13 protein-coding genes and 1 pseudogene are annotated in these 17663 nt (G+C 60.8%); 1 reads left to right on the forward strand and 13 read right to left on the reverse strand.

The features are described from left to right. Positions 1-240: 240 nt before the first annotated feature. A complete protein-coding gene (locus tag L904_RS23590; RefSeq protein WP_020813283.1) occupies positions 241-996 on the forward strand; it encodes a gamma-glutamyl-gamma-aminobutyrate hydrolase family protein in 756 nt (251 codons plus the stop codon). Positions 997-1077: 81 nt separating this feature from the next. Here L904_RS23590 and L904_RS23595 read toward each other — a convergent pair whose 3' ends face one another. The 13 genes and pseudogenes from L904_RS23595 to L904_RS23655 form a co-directional block, all read right to left on the reverse strand. Beyond that, positions 1078-2109, reverse strand: a complete 1032-nt coding sequence (locus tag L904_RS23595; RefSeq protein ID WP_003524582.1) for an ABC transporter permease — start codon at positions 2107-2109, stop codon at positions 1078-1080. Between the two features lie 32 nt (positions 2110-2141). Then, a complete protein-coding gene (locus L904_RS23600) occupies positions 2142-3683 on the reverse strand; it encodes a sugar ABC transporter ATP-binding protein (protein WP_020813282.1) in 1542 nt (513 codons plus the stop codon). 239 nt (positions 3684-3922) lie between these two features. Further along, a complete protein-coding gene (locus L904_RS23605; RefSeq protein ID WP_020813281.1) occupies positions 3923-4852 on the reverse strand; it encodes a sugar ABC transporter substrate-binding protein in 930 nt (309 codons plus the stop codon). Positions 4853-5369: 517 nt separating this feature from the next. After that, positions 5370-6812, reverse strand: coding sequence for a M20 family metallopeptidase (locus L904_RS23610; RefSeq protein WP_031234526.1), 1443 nt, complete (start codon positions 6810-6812; stop codon positions 5370-5372). A gap of 126 nt (positions 6813-6938) precedes the next feature. After that, a complete protein-coding gene (locus tag L904_RS23615; RefSeq protein WP_020813278.1) occupies positions 6939-8483 on the reverse strand; it encodes an ABC transporter substrate-binding protein in 1545 nt (514 codons plus the stop codon). 36 nt (positions 8484-8519) lie between these two features. Continuing rightward, positions 8520-9356 carry a serine hydrolase gene (locus L904_RS23620; protein ID WP_020813277.1) on the reverse strand — a complete coding sequence of 279 codons (837 nt, stop codon included), beginning with the start codon at positions 9354-9356 and terminating at the stop codon, positions 8520-8522. A gap of 13 nt (positions 9357-9369) precedes the next feature. Continuing rightward, complete coding sequence (locus tag L904_RS23625; RefSeq protein ID WP_059775532.1) at positions 9370-11004, reverse strand: ABC transporter ATP-binding protein; 1635 nt, start codon at positions 11002-11004, stop codon at positions 9370-9372. Then, a pseudogene (locus tag L904_RS23630) lies at positions 11001-11818 on the reverse strand (ABC transporter permease). Before L904_RS23630 ends, L904_RS23625 begins: the two are co-directional and overlap by 4 nt. Then, positions 11815-12759 (reverse strand): ABC transporter permease, encoded by a 945-nt coding sequence (locus L904_RS23635; protein WP_003524593.1) that lies wholly within the window; start codon positions 12757-12759, stop codon positions 11815-11817. The pseudogene L904_RS23630 and the gene L904_RS23635 overlap by 4 nt, the downstream one beginning before the upstream one ends. 180 nt (positions 12760-12939) lie before the next feature. After that, complete coding sequence (locus L904_RS23640) at positions 12940-13845, reverse strand: LysR family transcriptional regulator (protein ID WP_020813275.1); 906 nt, start codon at positions 13843-13845, stop codon at positions 12940-12942. A gap of 115 nt (positions 13846-13960) precedes the next feature. Beyond that, the gene (locus L904_RS23645; protein WP_020813274.1) at positions 13961-14905 is read right to left on the reverse strand and encodes an isoaspartyl peptidase/L-asparaginase family protein; all 945 of its coding nucleotides are present in this window, start codon (positions 14903-14905) and stop codon (positions 13961-13963) included. 45 nt (positions 14906-14950) lie between these two features. Further along, entirely contained in the window at positions 14951-16489 is a 1539-nt protein-coding gene (locus tag L904_RS23650) for a hydantoinase/oxoprolinase N-terminal domain-containing protein (RefSeq protein WP_020813273.1), read from the reverse strand. Beyond that, positions 16486-17562 (reverse strand): DUF917 domain-containing protein, encoded by a 1077-nt coding sequence (locus tag L904_RS23655; RefSeq protein ID WP_020813272.1) that lies wholly within the window; start codon positions 17560-17562, stop codon positions 16486-16488. Before L904_RS23655 ends, L904_RS23650 begins: the two co-directional genes overlap by 4 nt. Between the last annotated feature and the right edge of the window lie 101 nt (positions 17563-17663).

Below are 17663 nucleotides of genomic sequence, written 5' to 3' on the forward strand. Positions count from 1 at the left end.
CGCAGCAAAGTAAGCACGGTTAAGGCCCGGCTGACAAGCACCCGCACCAAGAATTAATCGCGGAAAAACCGGCCTTTCCGGGAATTTTCGGAAACTCTGCTTCGTATTTTATTTTCAACTGAAATATCCCGGCATCGCCTTATACTTTAGGCGCATAAAGGATCGTCATAACGCAAAACGCATGCTTGACTTGGCCAGCCGGCAGTCGCACAAATTTCGAAGATTCGTCCCGGAGCCACCATGCCAAAACCCATTATCGCCGTTCCCGCCGACATCCGGCATTTCACCGGAGCCGACTGGCACGCCGCGCAGAACCAGTATGTTTCCGCCGCGCTGAAGGTGGCTGGTGTCATGTCCTTCATCGTCCCGGCCTTCGAAGACGGGAACGAGGTCGACGCCATTCTCGACCGGGTGGACGGCCTGCTCGTGTCCGGCTCCGCCACCAATGTGCATCCTGCCCTTTACGGAAAAGAGGCGCAGGAAAGCGACGGCCCGTTCGATCAGGCCCGCGACGCCACCAGCCTGCCGCTCATCCGCCGCGCCATCGAACGCGGCATCCCGATGCTGGCCATCTGCCGCGGCATTCAGGAGCTGAACGTCGCGCTGGGCGGCACGCTTGCGTCCGAAATTCAGGAGCAGCCCGGCATATGGGACCATCGCAAGCCGGAACATGACGACCGCGACGTGGCCTTCGCCATCCGCCAGCCGGTGCATGTGCGCGAAGGCTCCTGCATTGCACAGCATCTCGGCATGTCGGGTGAAATCCAGATCAATTCGCTGCATCGGCAGGCGATCGCCGAGACCGCGCCACGCCTGCAGGTGGAGGCGACAGCGGCGGACGGCACCATCGAGGCCGTTTCAGTCATCGACGCCAAGGGATTTGCCGTCGGCGTGCAATGGCATCCGGAATATTGGGCTGAGACCGACGCCCCGTCGCGCGCTTTGTTCGAGGCCTTCGGCAAGGCCGTCCACGATTATCGGAACAGCAAGGCATGAACCTTAGCTGATCCCCCTCGGCTCACAGGAACACAAAAAAGGGGCAAACCTGAAGGCCTGCCCCAAGTCTGGGAGGAGGATTTAGCGCTTTGCGCGTTTCTTCTGTCGGTAGACGTCGGCAACGACCGCGGCCACGATGATCAGGCCCTTGACGATTTCCTGATAATAGGCATCCACCCGGAGGAAGGTGAAGCCAGACGTCATGACACCGAGGATGATGGTGCCGATCACCGTTCCGGTGATGCGGCCTGCACCGCCGGCGAGCGATGTGCCGCCGATGACGGCTGCGGCGATGGCGTCGAGTTCATACATCACGCCCATGCCGGCCTGCGCCGTCTGTGCGCGGGCGGCGGTGACGACACCGGCGAGACCGGCGAGCAGGCCAGCGATGGCATAGACCTTGATCAGATGCGCCTCGATATTGATACCGGACACGCGTGCCGCCTGCTGGTTGGCGCCGATGGCATAGGTGAACTTGCCGTAGCGAGTGTAACGCAACGCCACGTGGAAGATGACAGCGACGACGAGGAACACCACAACCGGCCAGATGCCCGTGCCGATGAAGTTGAAACCGTCCGTCAGACCGGAGATCGGCTGACCCTTCGTATACCACTTGGAAAGACCACGCGCCGTCACCATCATGCCAAGCGTTGCGATGAAGGGCGGGATTTTGGTGCGGGCGATGAGTTGCCCGTTGATGAAGCCCGCAAGGGCACCAGCCAATATGCCGACGGCGAGCGGTATGAAGAAGGGCAGATCGGTCAACCCCGGATAAAGCGCCCGCGGCCATGTGGACGATTGCGCCACGCTGGCGGACAGCATCGCCGTCAGGCCGACGACGGAGCCGGAAGAGAGATCAATACCGCCGGTGATGATGACCTGCGTGACACCAACCGCGATGATGCCGATCACCGAGACCTGCAGGATCATGATCGTCAGGCGCTGCTGGTTCATTAGAAAGCTCTGGCCGATGAAAATCCAGCCGAGAATTTCGTAAACCAGCGCGATGCCGATCAGCACGAAAAAGATATTGGCCTCCGGCGGGATGCGCCGGTGCGGCTTGCGTCCGGATTTTGCGTCCAACTCTGTGTTGGCGGCGGCGTTCGTATTCATAGTCATTCCTCCTCGAGAAATCCCGACGCGCCTCACCGCGATGCGAGATCCATCACTTTAACCTGCGTGGCTTCACTTCTATCGAGGAAGCCCGTCACCCGACCTTCATGCATGACCATGACACGGTCGCTCATACCCAGAACCTCCGGCATTTCGGAGGAAATCATGATGACGGCGACGCCCTGGCGCGCCATCTCGCAAACCAGCTTGTGAATTTCCGCCTTGGCCCCGACATCGATGCCGCGTGTCGGCTCATCCAGAATGAGAATACGCGGCTTGGTCAGCATCCAGCGGCCGATCAGCACCTTTTGCTGGTTGCCGCCCGACAGGTTCTCGATGCGCTCGTAAAGATGCGGCGTCTTGACCCGGAGCTTGCGGCACATCTCCTCGCAGGCATCCGACAGCGCATTTTCCTGCACGAAGCCATTGGCGACATATTTGTCCTGCAGGACGGCGATCTGCATGTTCTCCAGAATATTCAGGATCAGCAGGCATCCCGTGTCCTTGCGATCCTCCGTCAGAAACGCCATGCGGTGACTGATGGCCTTCGTCGGGCTGTCGATCGAAACCGGCTTGCCGTCGATTGCAATCGTGCCCGAGGATGCGGGCGTTACACCGAACACCGTTTCCGCCACATTGGAGCGGCCCGATCCGACAAGGCCGGCAACGCCGAGAATTTCACCGGCGCGCACCTCGAAGGAAATGTCGTGGAAAACGCCGTCAAGCGTGAGATTCTTGACCGAAAACACCACGTCGCCGATCGGAACCTCTTCCTTTGGGAACATCTGGGTGATTTCACGGCCCACCATCATGCGGATGATGTCATCACGCGTTACATCGGTCGAGGCGTGGGTGCCGATATATTTGCCGTCGCGGAAAACCGAAAATTCATCGGCGATCTCGAACAGCTCGTTCATCTTGTGGGTGATGTAGACGATACCGATACCGCGTTCCCGGAGATCGCGGATGATGCGGAAGAGATGCTCGACCTCGCGCTCCGTCAACGCGGATGTCGGCTCGTCCATGATGAGAACGTCGGAATCATAGGAAACCGCCTTGGCGATCTCGACCATCTGGCGACTTGCCACCGAAAGCTCGCCGACGCGGGTTTCCGGGTCGAGATCGATGCCGAGTCTTTCCAGCAGCGTTTCGGTGCGGCGATACATTTCGCCATGGTCGATGAGGCCCAGCCGGTTCTTCGGCTCGCGTCGTATCCAGATGTTTTCCGCCACCGTCATATAGGCCATCAGGTTCAGTTCCTGATGGATCATGGCAATGCCGTTTTCCAGCGCATCGAGCGGGGAATCGAGACGTATGTCGGCGCCTTTCAGGCGAATTTCTCCACTGTCCGGCTGGTAGATGCCGGCCAGGATCTTCATCAGCGTCGATTTTCCGGCGCCATTCTCGCCCATCAGCGCATGCACGGTGCCGCGCTTCAGCTTGAACTGCACATCATCAAGCGCCACGACGCCGGGAAATTCCTTGCGTATGCCTTCCGCAGCGAGAAGATACTCCGCATTCGGCACGGCTCCGCTGGCGCGCACGGCGGCCATTGTCGATGGACTGACGACCATCTCATCCTCCACAATAGACAAAAATGACCGGAAACAGGCTTTGCCAGATGGCGCACCTTGCCTCCGGGGAGGCTTGCAGCGCCATGTCGATCACGACACGAAAGGCGCTGCAACACTTTGAATTCACTGAAATTCAATCGTAATCCGCTTGCGCACCGAAGCTTGTCTTCGGTGCCGTCGGAAACCGGCATCTGCCTCCAATATCGATCTGAACGGGCGCAGATGCCGGAAGGCGGCCGTTAGTTCTTGGCCACGTAGTCCTTGACGTTTTCAGGCGTGACGAGCTGGAAAGGAATGTAGACCTTCTTCTCCACCTTGTCGCCCTTGACGAGCTTCAGCGCGGCATCGAGAGCGCCCTTGCCCTGCCCTGCCGCATCCTGGAACACCGTCACATCCAGATCGCCCGCCTGCATCGCGGCAAGGGCGTCCTGCGTGGCGTCAACGCCGGCGACGACATGGCTCTTCATGTCCTTGCCTGCGGCCTTCAGGGCCTGGATCGCGCCAATCGCCATTTCATCGTTGTTGGCGATGACGGCATTGAATTCGATGCCGCTGGAGAGCCAGTTGGTCACAAGGTCGGAACCCTGCGTGCGCTGCCAGTTCGCGGTCTGCTCTTCAACAACCGAAATGCCCTTGCATTCGTCGGTCTTCAGAACGTCCTTGGCAGACTGCGTGCGCATGCGCGCCGCCTGATTGGAAAGCTCACCCATCATGATGACCGCATTGCCCTTGCCACCGAGAAGGCGGCAAACTTCTTTCGCTTCAAGCGTGCCGGCCACCGTCTCATCGGAGGCGACGAATGCCTGGCCGTCCGGCAGGCTATCGACGTTCACCGGCTGGCGGTTGACGTAAACCAGCGGAATCTTGGCGTCGGCGGCGAGCTTCGACATGGCCGCCGTCGCATCCGTATCAACCGGGTTGACGATTATCGCATCGACCTTGGACGCGATGAAATTCTGGATCTGGCTCTGCTGCTTGGCAACGTCGTTCTGGGCGTCCTCGACCTGCAGGGTCACGCCCTTCAGTTCCTTGGAATAATCCTGCATGCCGTTGCGCAGCACGGTCAGGAAGTTGTCGTCGAACAGCGCCATCGAGACGCCTACGGTCTCCGCATGCGCCGCCGTGCCCAGAAGCACAGACATGGCTGCGCCGATGATAAATTTCTTCATTGTTTTCTCCTCCTCGGTGTCCGGCGCCACCTCTCCCAGCCGGAGGCGAACCCGAGAGCCCGCCGCTACCTCCTCACAGCCAGAAAACGGAATAATGAAACCGATTTTCTGTCTGTTCGATATATTTATTCCATTTTTGGTCCGAACGTCAATGCTTTCTTCACGGCAGGGCGGCGAAGCGGCACACAAGGCGGTGATTAAGGAGGATTTCAGGAGGAAGGAGTTCCGGGGCGGACTGCCGGGAACCGTACTGATGCTTTTTCAACGTCGCCCCCGCCCGTCAGGCGAGGATCGATAAGCTGTTGAAATCATGGATCCTCGGGCCGAAACCGAGGATCACCAAGAATATGGCAAAGGGTCCGTTTTCAATGCCGGACCCGCAGACCCCGCCATTGGCAAGGCCACCGGCAGATCACATCTTTTCGCTTGCCGCGCCCATGTGAGGCACCATTCCACCGGCGAAAATACGCGATAAGGGAACGGGTTCAGCAGAATGGGCGTGTTGGTGCACCACGTTCTATCGATGGGAACCGGGCATGACATCGGCGGGAATCGGGCAGACATATTTGCTGCCCTCGGTCTTTTCCTGCCATTCCCTTTTGGCACTGGCGAGCAGTTCCGGCGAGGTCATCAGCGCAAAGCCGGTCGACGCGAGTGCTTTGGCGGCATGGGCCATGGCCTTGTGAGCGGCGGGGCTTTTGCCCTGCGCCACCACCTGCCAGGTATGCGGATTGGTGCCGATCGCCCAGGCGGGCGTCCAGCACTGTGCGGTTGGCGTCACCCAGCTGACATCACCGACATCGGTGGAACCCGCCCGGAAATGCGACTGGCCCTCGAAATCGCGCAAGCCGAGATGCAGGGGTGTCGATCCGTCGATCTTCCGGTTGGAAAAGACATCGCCCTTTATCTGGTAGAGCCTGATGCTGCTTTTGATCGCCTCGTCAGTGAAAGTGTCCTGAATGCGTTTGGCAAAAGCGATATCCGCCTCATCAAAGGCGATGGGGCCTAGCGCCACCATGTTTTCATGCATCGCCGTTTCCAGCGTGATGTTGGGCAGGAGATTGGTGGAGGCGGTATCGAAGACGATTTCCACCTCTGTTTCGGTCATCATCGCCGCGCCGCGCGCGACCTTATCCACCCGCGCGGCAAGATCGAGCGCCTGACGCATTTCCGGGGCGCGGATCAGGTAGAGCGCTTCGGCCTTCGCCTGCACCACATTCGCCGCCTTGCCGCCGGTATCGGTGATTGCATAATGCACCCGGCAATCCTGCGGCATGTGTTCGCGCAGGAAATTGACGCCGACATTCATCAATTCGACGGCATCGAGCGCCGAACGCCCTAGATGGGCAGCGTTGGAGGCATGGGCCGCAACACCCTTGAAACGGTAAAAATATTCCAGCACGGCCAGATTATTGGTCGAGCGCACGCCGTTGAAGGGCGCGGGGTGCCACGTCAGCGCCGCATCGACATCGTCGAACAGCCCGGCACGCACCATGAAGGTTTTGCCGGAACCGCCCTCCTCGCCGGGGCAGCCGTAATAACGCACGGTGCCGGGCAGATTATTGGCTTTCAGATGCCGGGCGAGCGCAATAGCGGCCATCAATGAGCCGACGCCAAGCAGGTTGTGGCCGCAGCCATGGCCGGTGGCGCCCGCCTCGCGCGGCTGCACCTCGGCCACGTCGGCCACCTGGCTCATGCCGGCCAGCGCATCGAATTCACCGAGAAAAGCAATGACCGGCTTGCCGCTGCCGAATTCGCCGATGAAGGCCGTCTCCATACCTGCCACTCCACGGCGAACCGCAAAGCCGTTTTCCTCAAGCGTGGCTGCCAGAACGCCGGCAGATTGCTGCTCCTCGAATTTGAGTTCGGCAAAATCCCAGATGCTGTCACTTAAGGTGGTGAAATCAGGCTTCATTGCCTCGACTTCGGCGGCAATCGACATCACGGCGTCACGGTTCATGGCTTGTCCTCGCATTTCCGCCCTTTGCGGGCACGCGCAAGCGCTTCGGCAGATGCACCGCCAAATTCCTGCGCTTCATAATGGAAAGCCCGCGCCGGGGTCCACCTCCGGCGCGGGCATAGTGGATCAGTTATCGACCGAGACTTCCCAGAGGCGCGCGTTCGACTGCCAGACCGGCTGGCCTTTCAACTTCTTCGTCGCGCCCCAGACATCGACCATGTCGTAAAGGAAGATGCCCGGCATTTCCTTCAGCATCAGCTCATGGAACTCATCGAAAATCTTCTGGCGCTTAGTCTGATCGGCCTCCACATAAGCGGCCTTCATCAACTCTATCGCCTTCGGATCGTCCCACATCAGGGAGGCATTCTTGTCCTTGTTGCCGACATAGAAGGCATACATCAGGGCCGGGTCGAGACGCGGGGCGACCGACTGCGAGATCACCTGATAATTGCCGGAGCGGCGACGATCCACCTGCGTGGCATAGTCCAGCACCTCGATCTGCACATTGAGACCCGCCTGCTGCATCATGGCCTGCGCCATGACGGCAGCCGGGAAACTCGGCACGTTGCCGCGCTTGTTGGCGATGATGGAGATCGGCTCTCCCTTGTAACCGGCGGCCTCCAGCTCCTTCTTCGCGGCCTCGACATCATAGACCGGGCGCTTTTTCTGGGCCTCGTCATAATAAACCGAGTCCTGCGAGACCATCGAGCCGTTGGCTTCACCCGTGCCGTTCGATGCGGCGGCGACCAGTTCATCGAGATCGAGCGCCATCGCCATGGCGCGGCGCACGCCGGGATTGCTCAGCACCTTGTCGCGGGTCTGGATATAGAACAGGTTTTTGCCGTTGTTACGGGCAACGATCAGCTGCATCTTCTCGTTGGTCTTGAACTCCGGAATGAGATCGGGCGAAATTTCGGCCGTGTCCAACACGCCGGATTCGAGACCCGCCTTCACCGTCGAAGCATCCGGAATGACCATGAACTTGATGCCATCGGCGAGCGGCCGCTTGGAGCCGACCATACCGTCCGGCTTGCCGTCATTTGCCGGCGAAACATAATCGGCAAATTTTGCGAGGCGGATATATTCGCCTTTCTTCCACTCGTCCCACTGGAACGGCCCGGTGCCGATGGGCTTGGCGAAGCTGCCATCGGCAGCAACCGATTCCGGCGAGATCATGCCGGTATAACCGCATTCCGGCCGCGACATCAGGCCGAGGAAAACGGCGGAGGGTTTTTCAAGGGTGATCTCGACCGTGGATGCATCCGTAGCCTTGACGCCGGTGACATGCGCTGCGCCGCCCTCGGCGAAATCGTTGAGGCATGCCCATTTGGTTTCCGGCTTCAGATAGCGCGTCCAGTTCCAGACGACATCCTTTGCGGTGAGCGGCTTGCCATTGTGGAATTTCACGTCCTTGCGCAGCTTGAACATATAGGTCAGGCCGTCAGGCGAAACGTCAAAGCTCTCGGCGAGAAGCGGCTTCACCTCGCCGGCATTGTTATAACCGACAAGGCCTTCGACGATGTGCAGGATCACCCCATCCGTATTGCCGTCGCGGTTCACGCCGGGATTGTTGCTGCGCAGATCCGAGCTTTGGGCGATGGTGATGTCGCGGGCCGCCGCGATATTGGCCGTTACCAGCAGGGCAACGCCTGCGAGAAGAAGTTTTTTCACTGTTCTACCCTCTTTGTTGTCGTTGATATTGATTGATTAAAAACCGTCCCAGCAGGCCTGTGCCAGCCGGCCGATCGTTTCGAGCGCGATGGTGTATCCCGGCGTACCGTCAGGCATCACCTGCGGCACCTCGTCGGTATAGGTGGTGATGATGAAGGACGGCGCGCCGTTTCTGTAGACGATACCGGCATCCATGCGCCCGCGCTTGCCGCGACCGCTCTTGCTGGCCACCACGGCCTCGAAAGGCAGGCGGGAGCGGATTCCATACCGCAAAATCTGGTTCTTCAGGGTCTGCATGGCCCATTCGCACAATTGCGGGCTGCAACCGAGCTTTGCCTGCGCATCAGGTGAGGATTGCGCATCGAGAATGGTCTGCAGCAGCAGTACCTGATCCGCCGCCGAGGTGGTGGTGACGGTCTTCAGCGGATGGTCAGCCGCCAGCGCCAACGGCGGGATGAGGAAACGGTGGTGGGTATTTTCCATGCCGAGCGATTTGCAATAGCCGTCCACCTCTTCCAGCGTCAGCCTTTCCAGCACCATCTTGGTGCAGACATTGTCGCTCAGCACCATCATGCCGGCGACGGCATCGCGTAGCGAAATGACGATGCCCGGCGTCATATAACGGAACATGCCGCTCGCGACCTCTTCCGCCAGTCGCTTTTCATAGGTGACGGGCTGGTCGAGATCGATCCGCCCTTCGCTGGCGGCCTTGAGCACGGCCATCATGATCGACGTCTTGCGGGTGCTGCCCGATGGCGTCTCCTCGTTTTCTCCGCGCCCGATCTCTTCACCGGTGAGGAGATTGCGCACCATGAAGCGCGTCACAAAAGGCTGTGCATCACAGATCGCATTCAGTTGGGCAGCCACGGTCATAGTCATCTTCCTGTTAAACTTCATCTTCCAGACGCCATTTGAGTGTCACGCCGCCCTTTTCATTCTGGTCGAGGGCGGGAATGGCCGAGAGCAGCCGGCGCGTATAGGCCTCTCTCGGACTGTCGAAAATCGTGTCGCGGTCGCCCTCTTCGATGATGCGACCGTCCTGCATGACGACGACACGGTCCGCCACCTGCTCCACCACGCCGAGATCGTGGCTGATGAACAGGCATGAAAAACCGTAACGTTTCTGCAGATCGGAAAAGAGATCGAGCACCTGCGCCCGAACCGTCACGTCAAGTGCTGAAACCGGCTCGTCGGCGATCAGGAACCTCGGGCGGCGGGCAATGGCGCGGGCAATCGCCACGCGCTGGCGCTGGCCGCCGGAAAGCTCGTGCGGATAGCGGGCGGCAAAGTCAGCGCCGAGCCCCACTTCCTCCAGCGTTTCCAGCGCCCGCTTGCGCTTGGCCGCCTGATCGAGACCCGGCACGAGGCGTAGAGCCTCTTCCACCAGCGCCAGAATGGTCATGCGCGGATCGAGCGAGGAATAGGGATCCTGAAACACCATCTGGCAATTCAGGCGATAATCCTTCCAGTCCTCGTTGCGCTCGCGGCCCTGAAAGCGGATATGCCCTTCGCTCTCCTGCACAAGCCCGGCAATGGTGCGGCCAAGCGTCGTTTTGCCGGAACCGGAACCGCCGACGAGCGCCACGACTTCGCCCTCATGAATATCGATGCTGACGCCATGCAGCGCCCGCTTCGGTTTGGCTTTTTTCACCAGGGATTTGCGACCGGCATAATCCACAACGATATCGCGGGCCGAAACCATTGGTGCCTTGGAGGTGTCGATACTGCGCGGCTCACCACGAAACGGCAGGGAGGAAAGCAGCTTTTTCGTATAGGGGTGCTGCGGCGCGTCCAGCAGGTCCTCGGTGCGGCCCTGTTCGACGATCGTGCCTTTTTCCATCACCACAATGCGGCTGGTATAACGTGCCACCATCGGCAGATCGTGACTGATGAGGAGAACGGCGGTGCCTTCCGCCCGTGTCAGCTCCACCATCAGTTCCATGACATCGCGCTGGATGACCGCGTCGAGCGCCGTCGTCGGCTCATCGGCGATCAGCAGGGCTGGTTTCAGCAGCATGACCGAGGCCAGCATGATGCGCTGGCGCATGCCGCCGGAAAACTCGTGCGGATAGGCCGTCAGCGCACCTTCCGGATCGCGGATGCCGACACGGCGCAGCATGTCGAGAATTTTCTCGCGGCGCTCTTCAGGCGACAACTTCGTGTGAAGGATCAGCCCCTCTTCCAGCTGCCGGCCAATCGTCATTGACGGATTGAGGGAGGTCATCGGCTCCTGAAACACCACGCCGATCTCCGCGCCGCGCAGACGCCGCAGATCCTTCACCGGCAGGGACATGACATCCTGGCCCTTGTAGATGATCGACCCGCCGGTGACGGCGATGGCCGGCGGCAGAAGCGATATGAGCGCGCGGGTGGCAAGCGTCTTGCCCGAGCCGCTTTCGCCGACGATGCCGAAGATTTCGCCCGCGGCAATATCGAATGAGACATCCTTGACCACCCGATGGCCGGTTCTGGCGACTTCGAGCGAAAGGCCGCGAACGGTGAGAAGTGTATTGTCCGTCATTTGAGACCTCTCATGCGCGGGTCAAGCCTGTCGCGAAGGGCATCGCCCAGAAGATTGATGCCAAGCAGCGTCAGTGCGATGCAGAGACCGGGGAAAAGCCCGAGCCAGACGGCCTGCTGGATGAAGGGCCGGCCGGCGGCCAGCATGTTGCCCCAGGTGGGGGCCGGCGGCGGCACGCCGAGGCCGAGGAAGGAGAGCGCGCTTTCCGACAGTATGGCCCAGCCGAACATGGAGGTGGCAAGAACCGTGATCGGCGCGATGCAATTGGGCAGGATGTGGCGGAACATGGTGTAGATCTCGCCATTGCCCATCACGAGCGACGCCTCGATGAATTCCCGCTCACGCAGAGAAAGCACCGCACCGCGCACCACGGGGCCATGGATGGCGTATAGGCGATGCCGAGCGCGAAGATGATGCCATACTGATTGGCACCGAAAACCGCGAGCAGGCCGAGCGCCAGCAGAATGCCCGGGAAGGCCAAGAGCGCATTGTTGATGGCCATGATGACGCCATCCACCCAGCCCCGCGCATAACCGCTGACAAGGCCGATCAGCGTACCGAAGATCGTCGCGAAGCTGACCGTCAGGAAGCCGATCCAGACACTGGCGCGCGCGCCGACCATCAGGCGGCTCAAAACATCGCGCCCGAATTCATCGGTGCCGAGAAGATGGCTGGCGCTTGGACCGGCCAGACGCGAGGCAAAACCGAGCTTCATCGGGTCATAGGGGGTCCAGAACAGACCGGTTGCGGCGGTGATGAGCAGGAGGGCGATGAGAAAACCGCCGATAAGCCCGTTAAGTGTGAACTTTTTCATTCGGCAACCACACGCGGATCGAAGAGAGGATAAAGAAGGTCGACGAACAGGTTGACCAGCACATAGGACAGCGAGACGAACAGCAGGCAGCCTTGTATGACCGGATAGTCGCGGGCAAAAATACTGTCGACCATCAGCCGTCCGAGGCCGGGAATGGTGAACACCGTTTCGATGACGGCGATGCCGCCAAGGAGATTGCCGAGGATGAGGCCGATCATCGTCCAGGTCGGGCCGAAGGCGTTCTTGAAGGCGTGCCGCCAGAGCACGGCGCTTTCCGAAAGGCCCTTGGCACGGGCATGGGTAATGTAATCCAGCCGCAGAACCTCCAGTGTCGAGGCGCGCGCCATGCGGATCAGAACGCCCATTTCGTGGATCACCAGCGTCATGACGGGCAGGACGAGATAGAGCATGCCACCGACGAGATTATCGCTGATCGACACATATCCCAGCACCGGCAGCCAGCCGAGCTTGAGGCCGAAGAACAGAAGAAGCAGCAGGCCCAGCCAGAATGTCGGGATGGAGAGGAGCAGGGTTGCCGTTCCCACCAGCGCAAGATCGGTCAGGCTATTCTGTTTCCAGGCGGCGATCACACCGGCCGGAACCGCAATCAGGCTGGCGAGCAGCACGGCGACCACGACGATCTCGGCGCTGACGAGAAAACGCGACACGACCAGCGGCAGCACCGCCTCATCATTGACGATGGAGCGGCCGAAATCGCCCTGCACCACATTGCCGGCCCAGATGAGGAACTGTTGCGGCATGGATTTGTCGAGGCCGAGTTCGGTCCTCATGGCTTCAATCTGCTCCGGTTGCGCCATGTCGCCCAGCATCAGGGCAGCCGGATCACCCGGAATGAAGCGGATGAGCGCAAAGACCGTGATCGACACGAATGCGATCGTCGGCAGCGCCATCAAAAGACGGCTCAGTATGAATCTTATCATCGGTTCCCCACGATTGATGGCGGGGAATGGTATCCCGCCTCTATCGGTTTCGTTGTTGGTGACTATGACGGATTGATAAATAAGGCGCAATATTATGCATAAACGTCATATATCTATGCAGAATGACGGCGCGTTTCATCCTGATGAGGATAATGAGATTTTCCGCCCAAAATCCCGTTTTCAGTCGATTTTTTGCGAAAGCTGGATTTCCCGCTTCAAGGCATCGCTCAGCGCCTGCGCAGCGATGGACAGCGGTGCGCCGGAAGCACGGGCTAGGCCGAATTCCTGTGTGGCCTGCGGAACGAATGGCCGGGGGACAACGGGAAGATGCCGGTAGAGGTTGGCATAAAAACTGCTGATGATCGTCACTCCCAACCCGTGCGCGACATAGGCGCAGGCGGAACTGTTGGTGTGGGTCTCGATCTTCACCATCGGCTTGACGCCGGCCTTCTTGAAGACCTGATCGAGCGCCATGCGGTTCGGCCGCTGCCGGCCGATCAGAATGAGCGGAACATTGCGTAGGTCCTTGACGGTAATTTCATCGAGCTCGGCCAAGGGATGATCCTCCCGCACCACACAGACGCTCTTGCCGGTCGCGACACGCTCCACATCGATGCCCGGCCCGATCTCTCCTTCCATCCGCAGGAAACCGAGATCGATCACCCGCTCGCCGACGAGCTTGTTGATGGCCGTCGTCGTTTCGAAAAAAGTCTCGATGCGAACGCCGGGAAAATCCCTGACATAGTCGATCAGCATGGCGGGCGCGAAATTTTCCCACATGCTGCTCGGCAGGCCGATGCGGACAATTTCCGGGCCGGCCGCGCCATTGCGCAAATCCTCGGCGTGGCCGGACATGCGGTCCACGGCAAGCAGCACGTTTTCCGCATCCCGCGCGAGCAGCACCGCCTCCGGCGTCGGGATCAGCCGCCCCTTGTCGCGGGCAAACAGTGTCAGCGACAGGTCGGCCTCAAGTTGGGCCAGAAGCCGGCTGATACCGGACTGGCTGAGACCCATGGCCTTGGCGGTGGCGATGGTGGAGCCGGTGGAAAGAAGCGTGCGCAGAACTTCGAGCTGCTTGATGTTCATGAGGCCAGCACCATGGGTGAAGAGACGAGCCGGTTTCGGTTCAAACGTTTTGCCGCCGATAGACCTTGATGTCACCGGTTTTTTTGCGTCACCACTTGGCCGGCACGGTCGCCGGTTACAATTCCACCTCATAGACGGTGTCATGGGTGGCTACGCGCGCCTCTCCCGAGGGCGTCACCCAGCCGCGAAACATGCCTGATGTATTGTATGGCGCGGATATGCCGCCTTCGGCATCGATTGCGACGAGACCCGCGCCGATATCGTAGGGCGCCAGATCCTTGTGGACGAGATTGCCGGCGGCGGTCTCCAGATCCTGCCCGAGATAGGCGACACGCGATGCGATCTCGTGGCCGACGACATAACGGATGAAAAATTCGCCCTTGCCGGTGCCGGAAACGGCGCAGGCCCCATCCCGCGCATAGGTGCCAGCCCCGATCACCGGGCTATCGCCCACCCGGCCATCCGGCTTGTTGGTGTAACCGCCGGTCGAAGTAGCCGCCGCGAGATGCCCCGCCGCATCGAGCGCCACCGCGCCGACAGTCCCGTGTTTTTCGTTTTCCGTCGCTTCCGTACCGGCGGAGGCATGGCGCTTCATCGCCGCCAGCGCTTCAAGACGCTTTTGGGTGGTGAAATAGGATTGAGGCTCGGTGGCGAGCCCCTTTTCCTTCGCGAAGCGGTCGGCCGCCTCTCCCGTCAGATAGACGGCACGCTCATCCGCCATCAGCGCACGGGCCGCCTTTACCGGGTTGCGGATGGCGCGAGAGGCGCTGATCGCACCTGCCGCCAGCGTTTCACCATCCATGATCGAGGCATCGAGTTCGTGAATGCCGTTTTCGTTGAGCGCCGCCCCGTGGCCGGCATTGAAATGCGGACTGTCCTCCATGACGACGACCGCCGCCTCAACCGCTTCAAGCGCCGTTCCGCCAGCCTTCAGCACGCCATAACCGGCGCGCAGGGCCGCTGCCAGATCGTCGCGCGCAGCAGCCCACTCCCCGGCCGTCATGCTGTCTTCCGGCATCACGCCGCAACCACCGTGAATGGCCAGTGCGATCTTCGTCATGTGCTCACTCCCTCGTCGCCCCGCCAGCGGCAGGGCCTCTTATCATCAATGAAAGGCGATATCGCCGATGACCCGCACCCGGACCCGCCGCGCGCCGCCCGGCAGATAGGCGATCGGAATATCCTCCACCTCAAGCGTCTTGAGGCTCGCCCGCTCCGCGCCGCATGCGACCGCGGCGTTCTGCGCCTCAGTCTCGGCTTTCGCAAGGGCTTCATCGCGGCTCAGGCCGGAAAAGACCTGATCGACCTCTCCGGAAACCTGCGCCATTGCCGCGCCGAGCGCATTGGCAACGCCGGCATTTTCAACACGCAACACTTCCGACGCACCCGGAACCGTCTCGGGAATCAGGAACGCCCCGCCGCCGACGGCAACAAGCGGCACGTCTTCGGCCGACGTCTTCATCTGGTCGAAACTGTCGGCCACCATGTCACGGATGCGTTGAAGCGTGGCCTGCACGAAAGACGGATCAAGGTCTTTCACACGGTCGCGGTCACCCATCTCGATCAGGCCGGCGGCAACGGCGATATCCGATGTCGTCAGCGTCTCGCCGCCGAAAACGCGGGCTTCCGTCAGGATGCGATAACCGACCGAGCGCGGACCGATCTTGCCCGTCTCAGGGTCGACGATGGTGCCGCCGCCGAGTGCAATTGGCAGGAGGTCGGGCATACGGAAGAGCGTGCGCACCCCGCCAATATGAACGATATTGTTCGCCTCGCGCGGAAAACCGCCGACAAGGCAGCCGATATCGGAGGTGGTGCCGCCGACATCCACCACCATGGCATCGGAAAGACCGGTGAGGAAGGCCGCACCGCGCATCGAGTTCGTCGGGCCGGAAGCGAAGCTGTGCACGGGGTTGGCGGCGGCCACATCCGCAAGCGCCACGGTGCCGTCATTCTGGGTCAGATAAAACGGCGCCTTCACGCCCGCTTCGCGCAGCGCATCCGAAAATGCCTGAACCGTGGTCTTGCCGAGCGTTTGCAGCGCTGCGTTCAGGAGAGCTACATTTTCCCGCTCCAGCAGCCCAATGCGGCCGAGCGTATGGGAAAGCGTGATGCGTGCATCAGGGATCACCGAACGGACGATTTCCGCCGCCCGCACCTCGCACTCCGTCGTCAGCGGCGAGAACGTTGCAGAAATGGCAATGGAGGTGATGCCCGCATCGCGGATTTTCATCGCCGCTTCGCGGATTTCATCGGGAACCATCGGCACCAGCGGGCTGCCGTCATATTCATGGCCGCCATGGACCATGAAGATCAGCGGATCGACGGCATCGCGCAGATCTTTCGGCCAGTCGCACATGGGCGGCAGCGAAGAACCTGTTGGCAGCGCGATGCGGATGGCCGCAACCCGCTCCAGCCGGGCGCGCTCCACCACAGCATTGGTAAAGTGCGTGGTGCCGATCATCACCGCATCAATCGGCCGGTCCGCCGCGCCGACATGGCCTGCCACATGGGCAAGCGCCGCCTTGACGCCGGATAGGACATCCTGCGTGGTCGGAACCTTGATGGAAGCGACGATGGTGTCTCCATCGATCAGAACGGCATCCGTATTGGTGCCGCCAACGTCAATACCGATGCGTTTCATGGGAATACCGATCTGAAATCAATGTCATAACCGAAGGCGCGCGGGCCGACGGCGGCGATGCCGGCAGGTGTCGTCAAAAGCTCCGGCGCCGGCAGGGCGACAACCGTGACGCGCTGGCCGTAACGCACCGATTCCGTACCGATGGCGCCGCCGGAAACAGTATCGAGAAGGCAGAGCAGGTCCGGCGTCATGGCGACCGGCTGGCCATCGCGGAAGGCGACCGCCCATTCGTTCTGGAAGGCGAGTTCCATGCGCGAACCGCGGTCGGCATCGATGCCTTCAATCGTCGTGCTGCCGCGCAGGAAACCGCCGGTGGTCTCACGAGCAACATCCACCACCTTGCCGCGGAACAGCTGCTTGCCGCCCTCATGGTCAAGAACCGCCAGAACCGGATCGTCATGGCGTGCACGCGCTGCCATCACTGCGCGCCCGAGTTCGGTCGCCTTGGTGACGGTGTAATGAATGCCCCACTCCTTCACTTCCTTGCCGGTGCGCGGCGCCTTGCAGGTGGCGGCAGTGGAACCGACTTCGGTGCAGACCTTGCGCGAGATGCGTTCCATCCATTTCCACGAGGCAGCGCGCGTCACGATCACCTGATTATCGCGCACATCGACGAGCGACAGCGGGAACATCGGGAGGTTGCCGATGGCAAAGGATGTCATCTGCGCTTCGGGATAGGCGCGTCCCATGGCATCGGCATTCACGACCGGCCGGTCGAGTACGGCGGCGGCGAGGAAGGATGACAGCGCATTCGAACCGCCGATTTCCACGCTCATGATCGCCCGGAACGGCTTGCCGAGATAATCCTCCATCACCTCGACGGCGCGGGCAAGATGCACGGGGTCCCCCAGCCGCTCCTGACCGACAAGCGGCGCACCCATCTTGGAGACGACGGCAACCATGTCATCATCGGCAAGCGCCATGGGGTCCATGACCTTCACCCGCCTGCCCTCGGCATAAAGACGGCGCAGATTGAGCGTCGATATATAGGGGTTGCCACCGCCGCCGGTTCCAAGAATCCAGGCGCCGGTGGCCAGAGGTTCAATATCGTCTTCGGAAAATTCCTGGATCATGCGTCATCCTCGGGCATGCCGCAGCCTTTCCGGCCGCAGGCGATGCTCCTTCCCTTTGAAGTTCCAAGTCTGGCCAACCCCGCCTTTGTGGCGGGGCCGGT

It is taken from the genome of Agrobacterium sp. LY4, from assembly GCF_001526585.1.
GTDB lineage: Bacteria > Pseudomonadota > Alphaproteobacteria > Rhizobiales > Rhizobiaceae > Agrobacterium > Agrobacterium leguminum.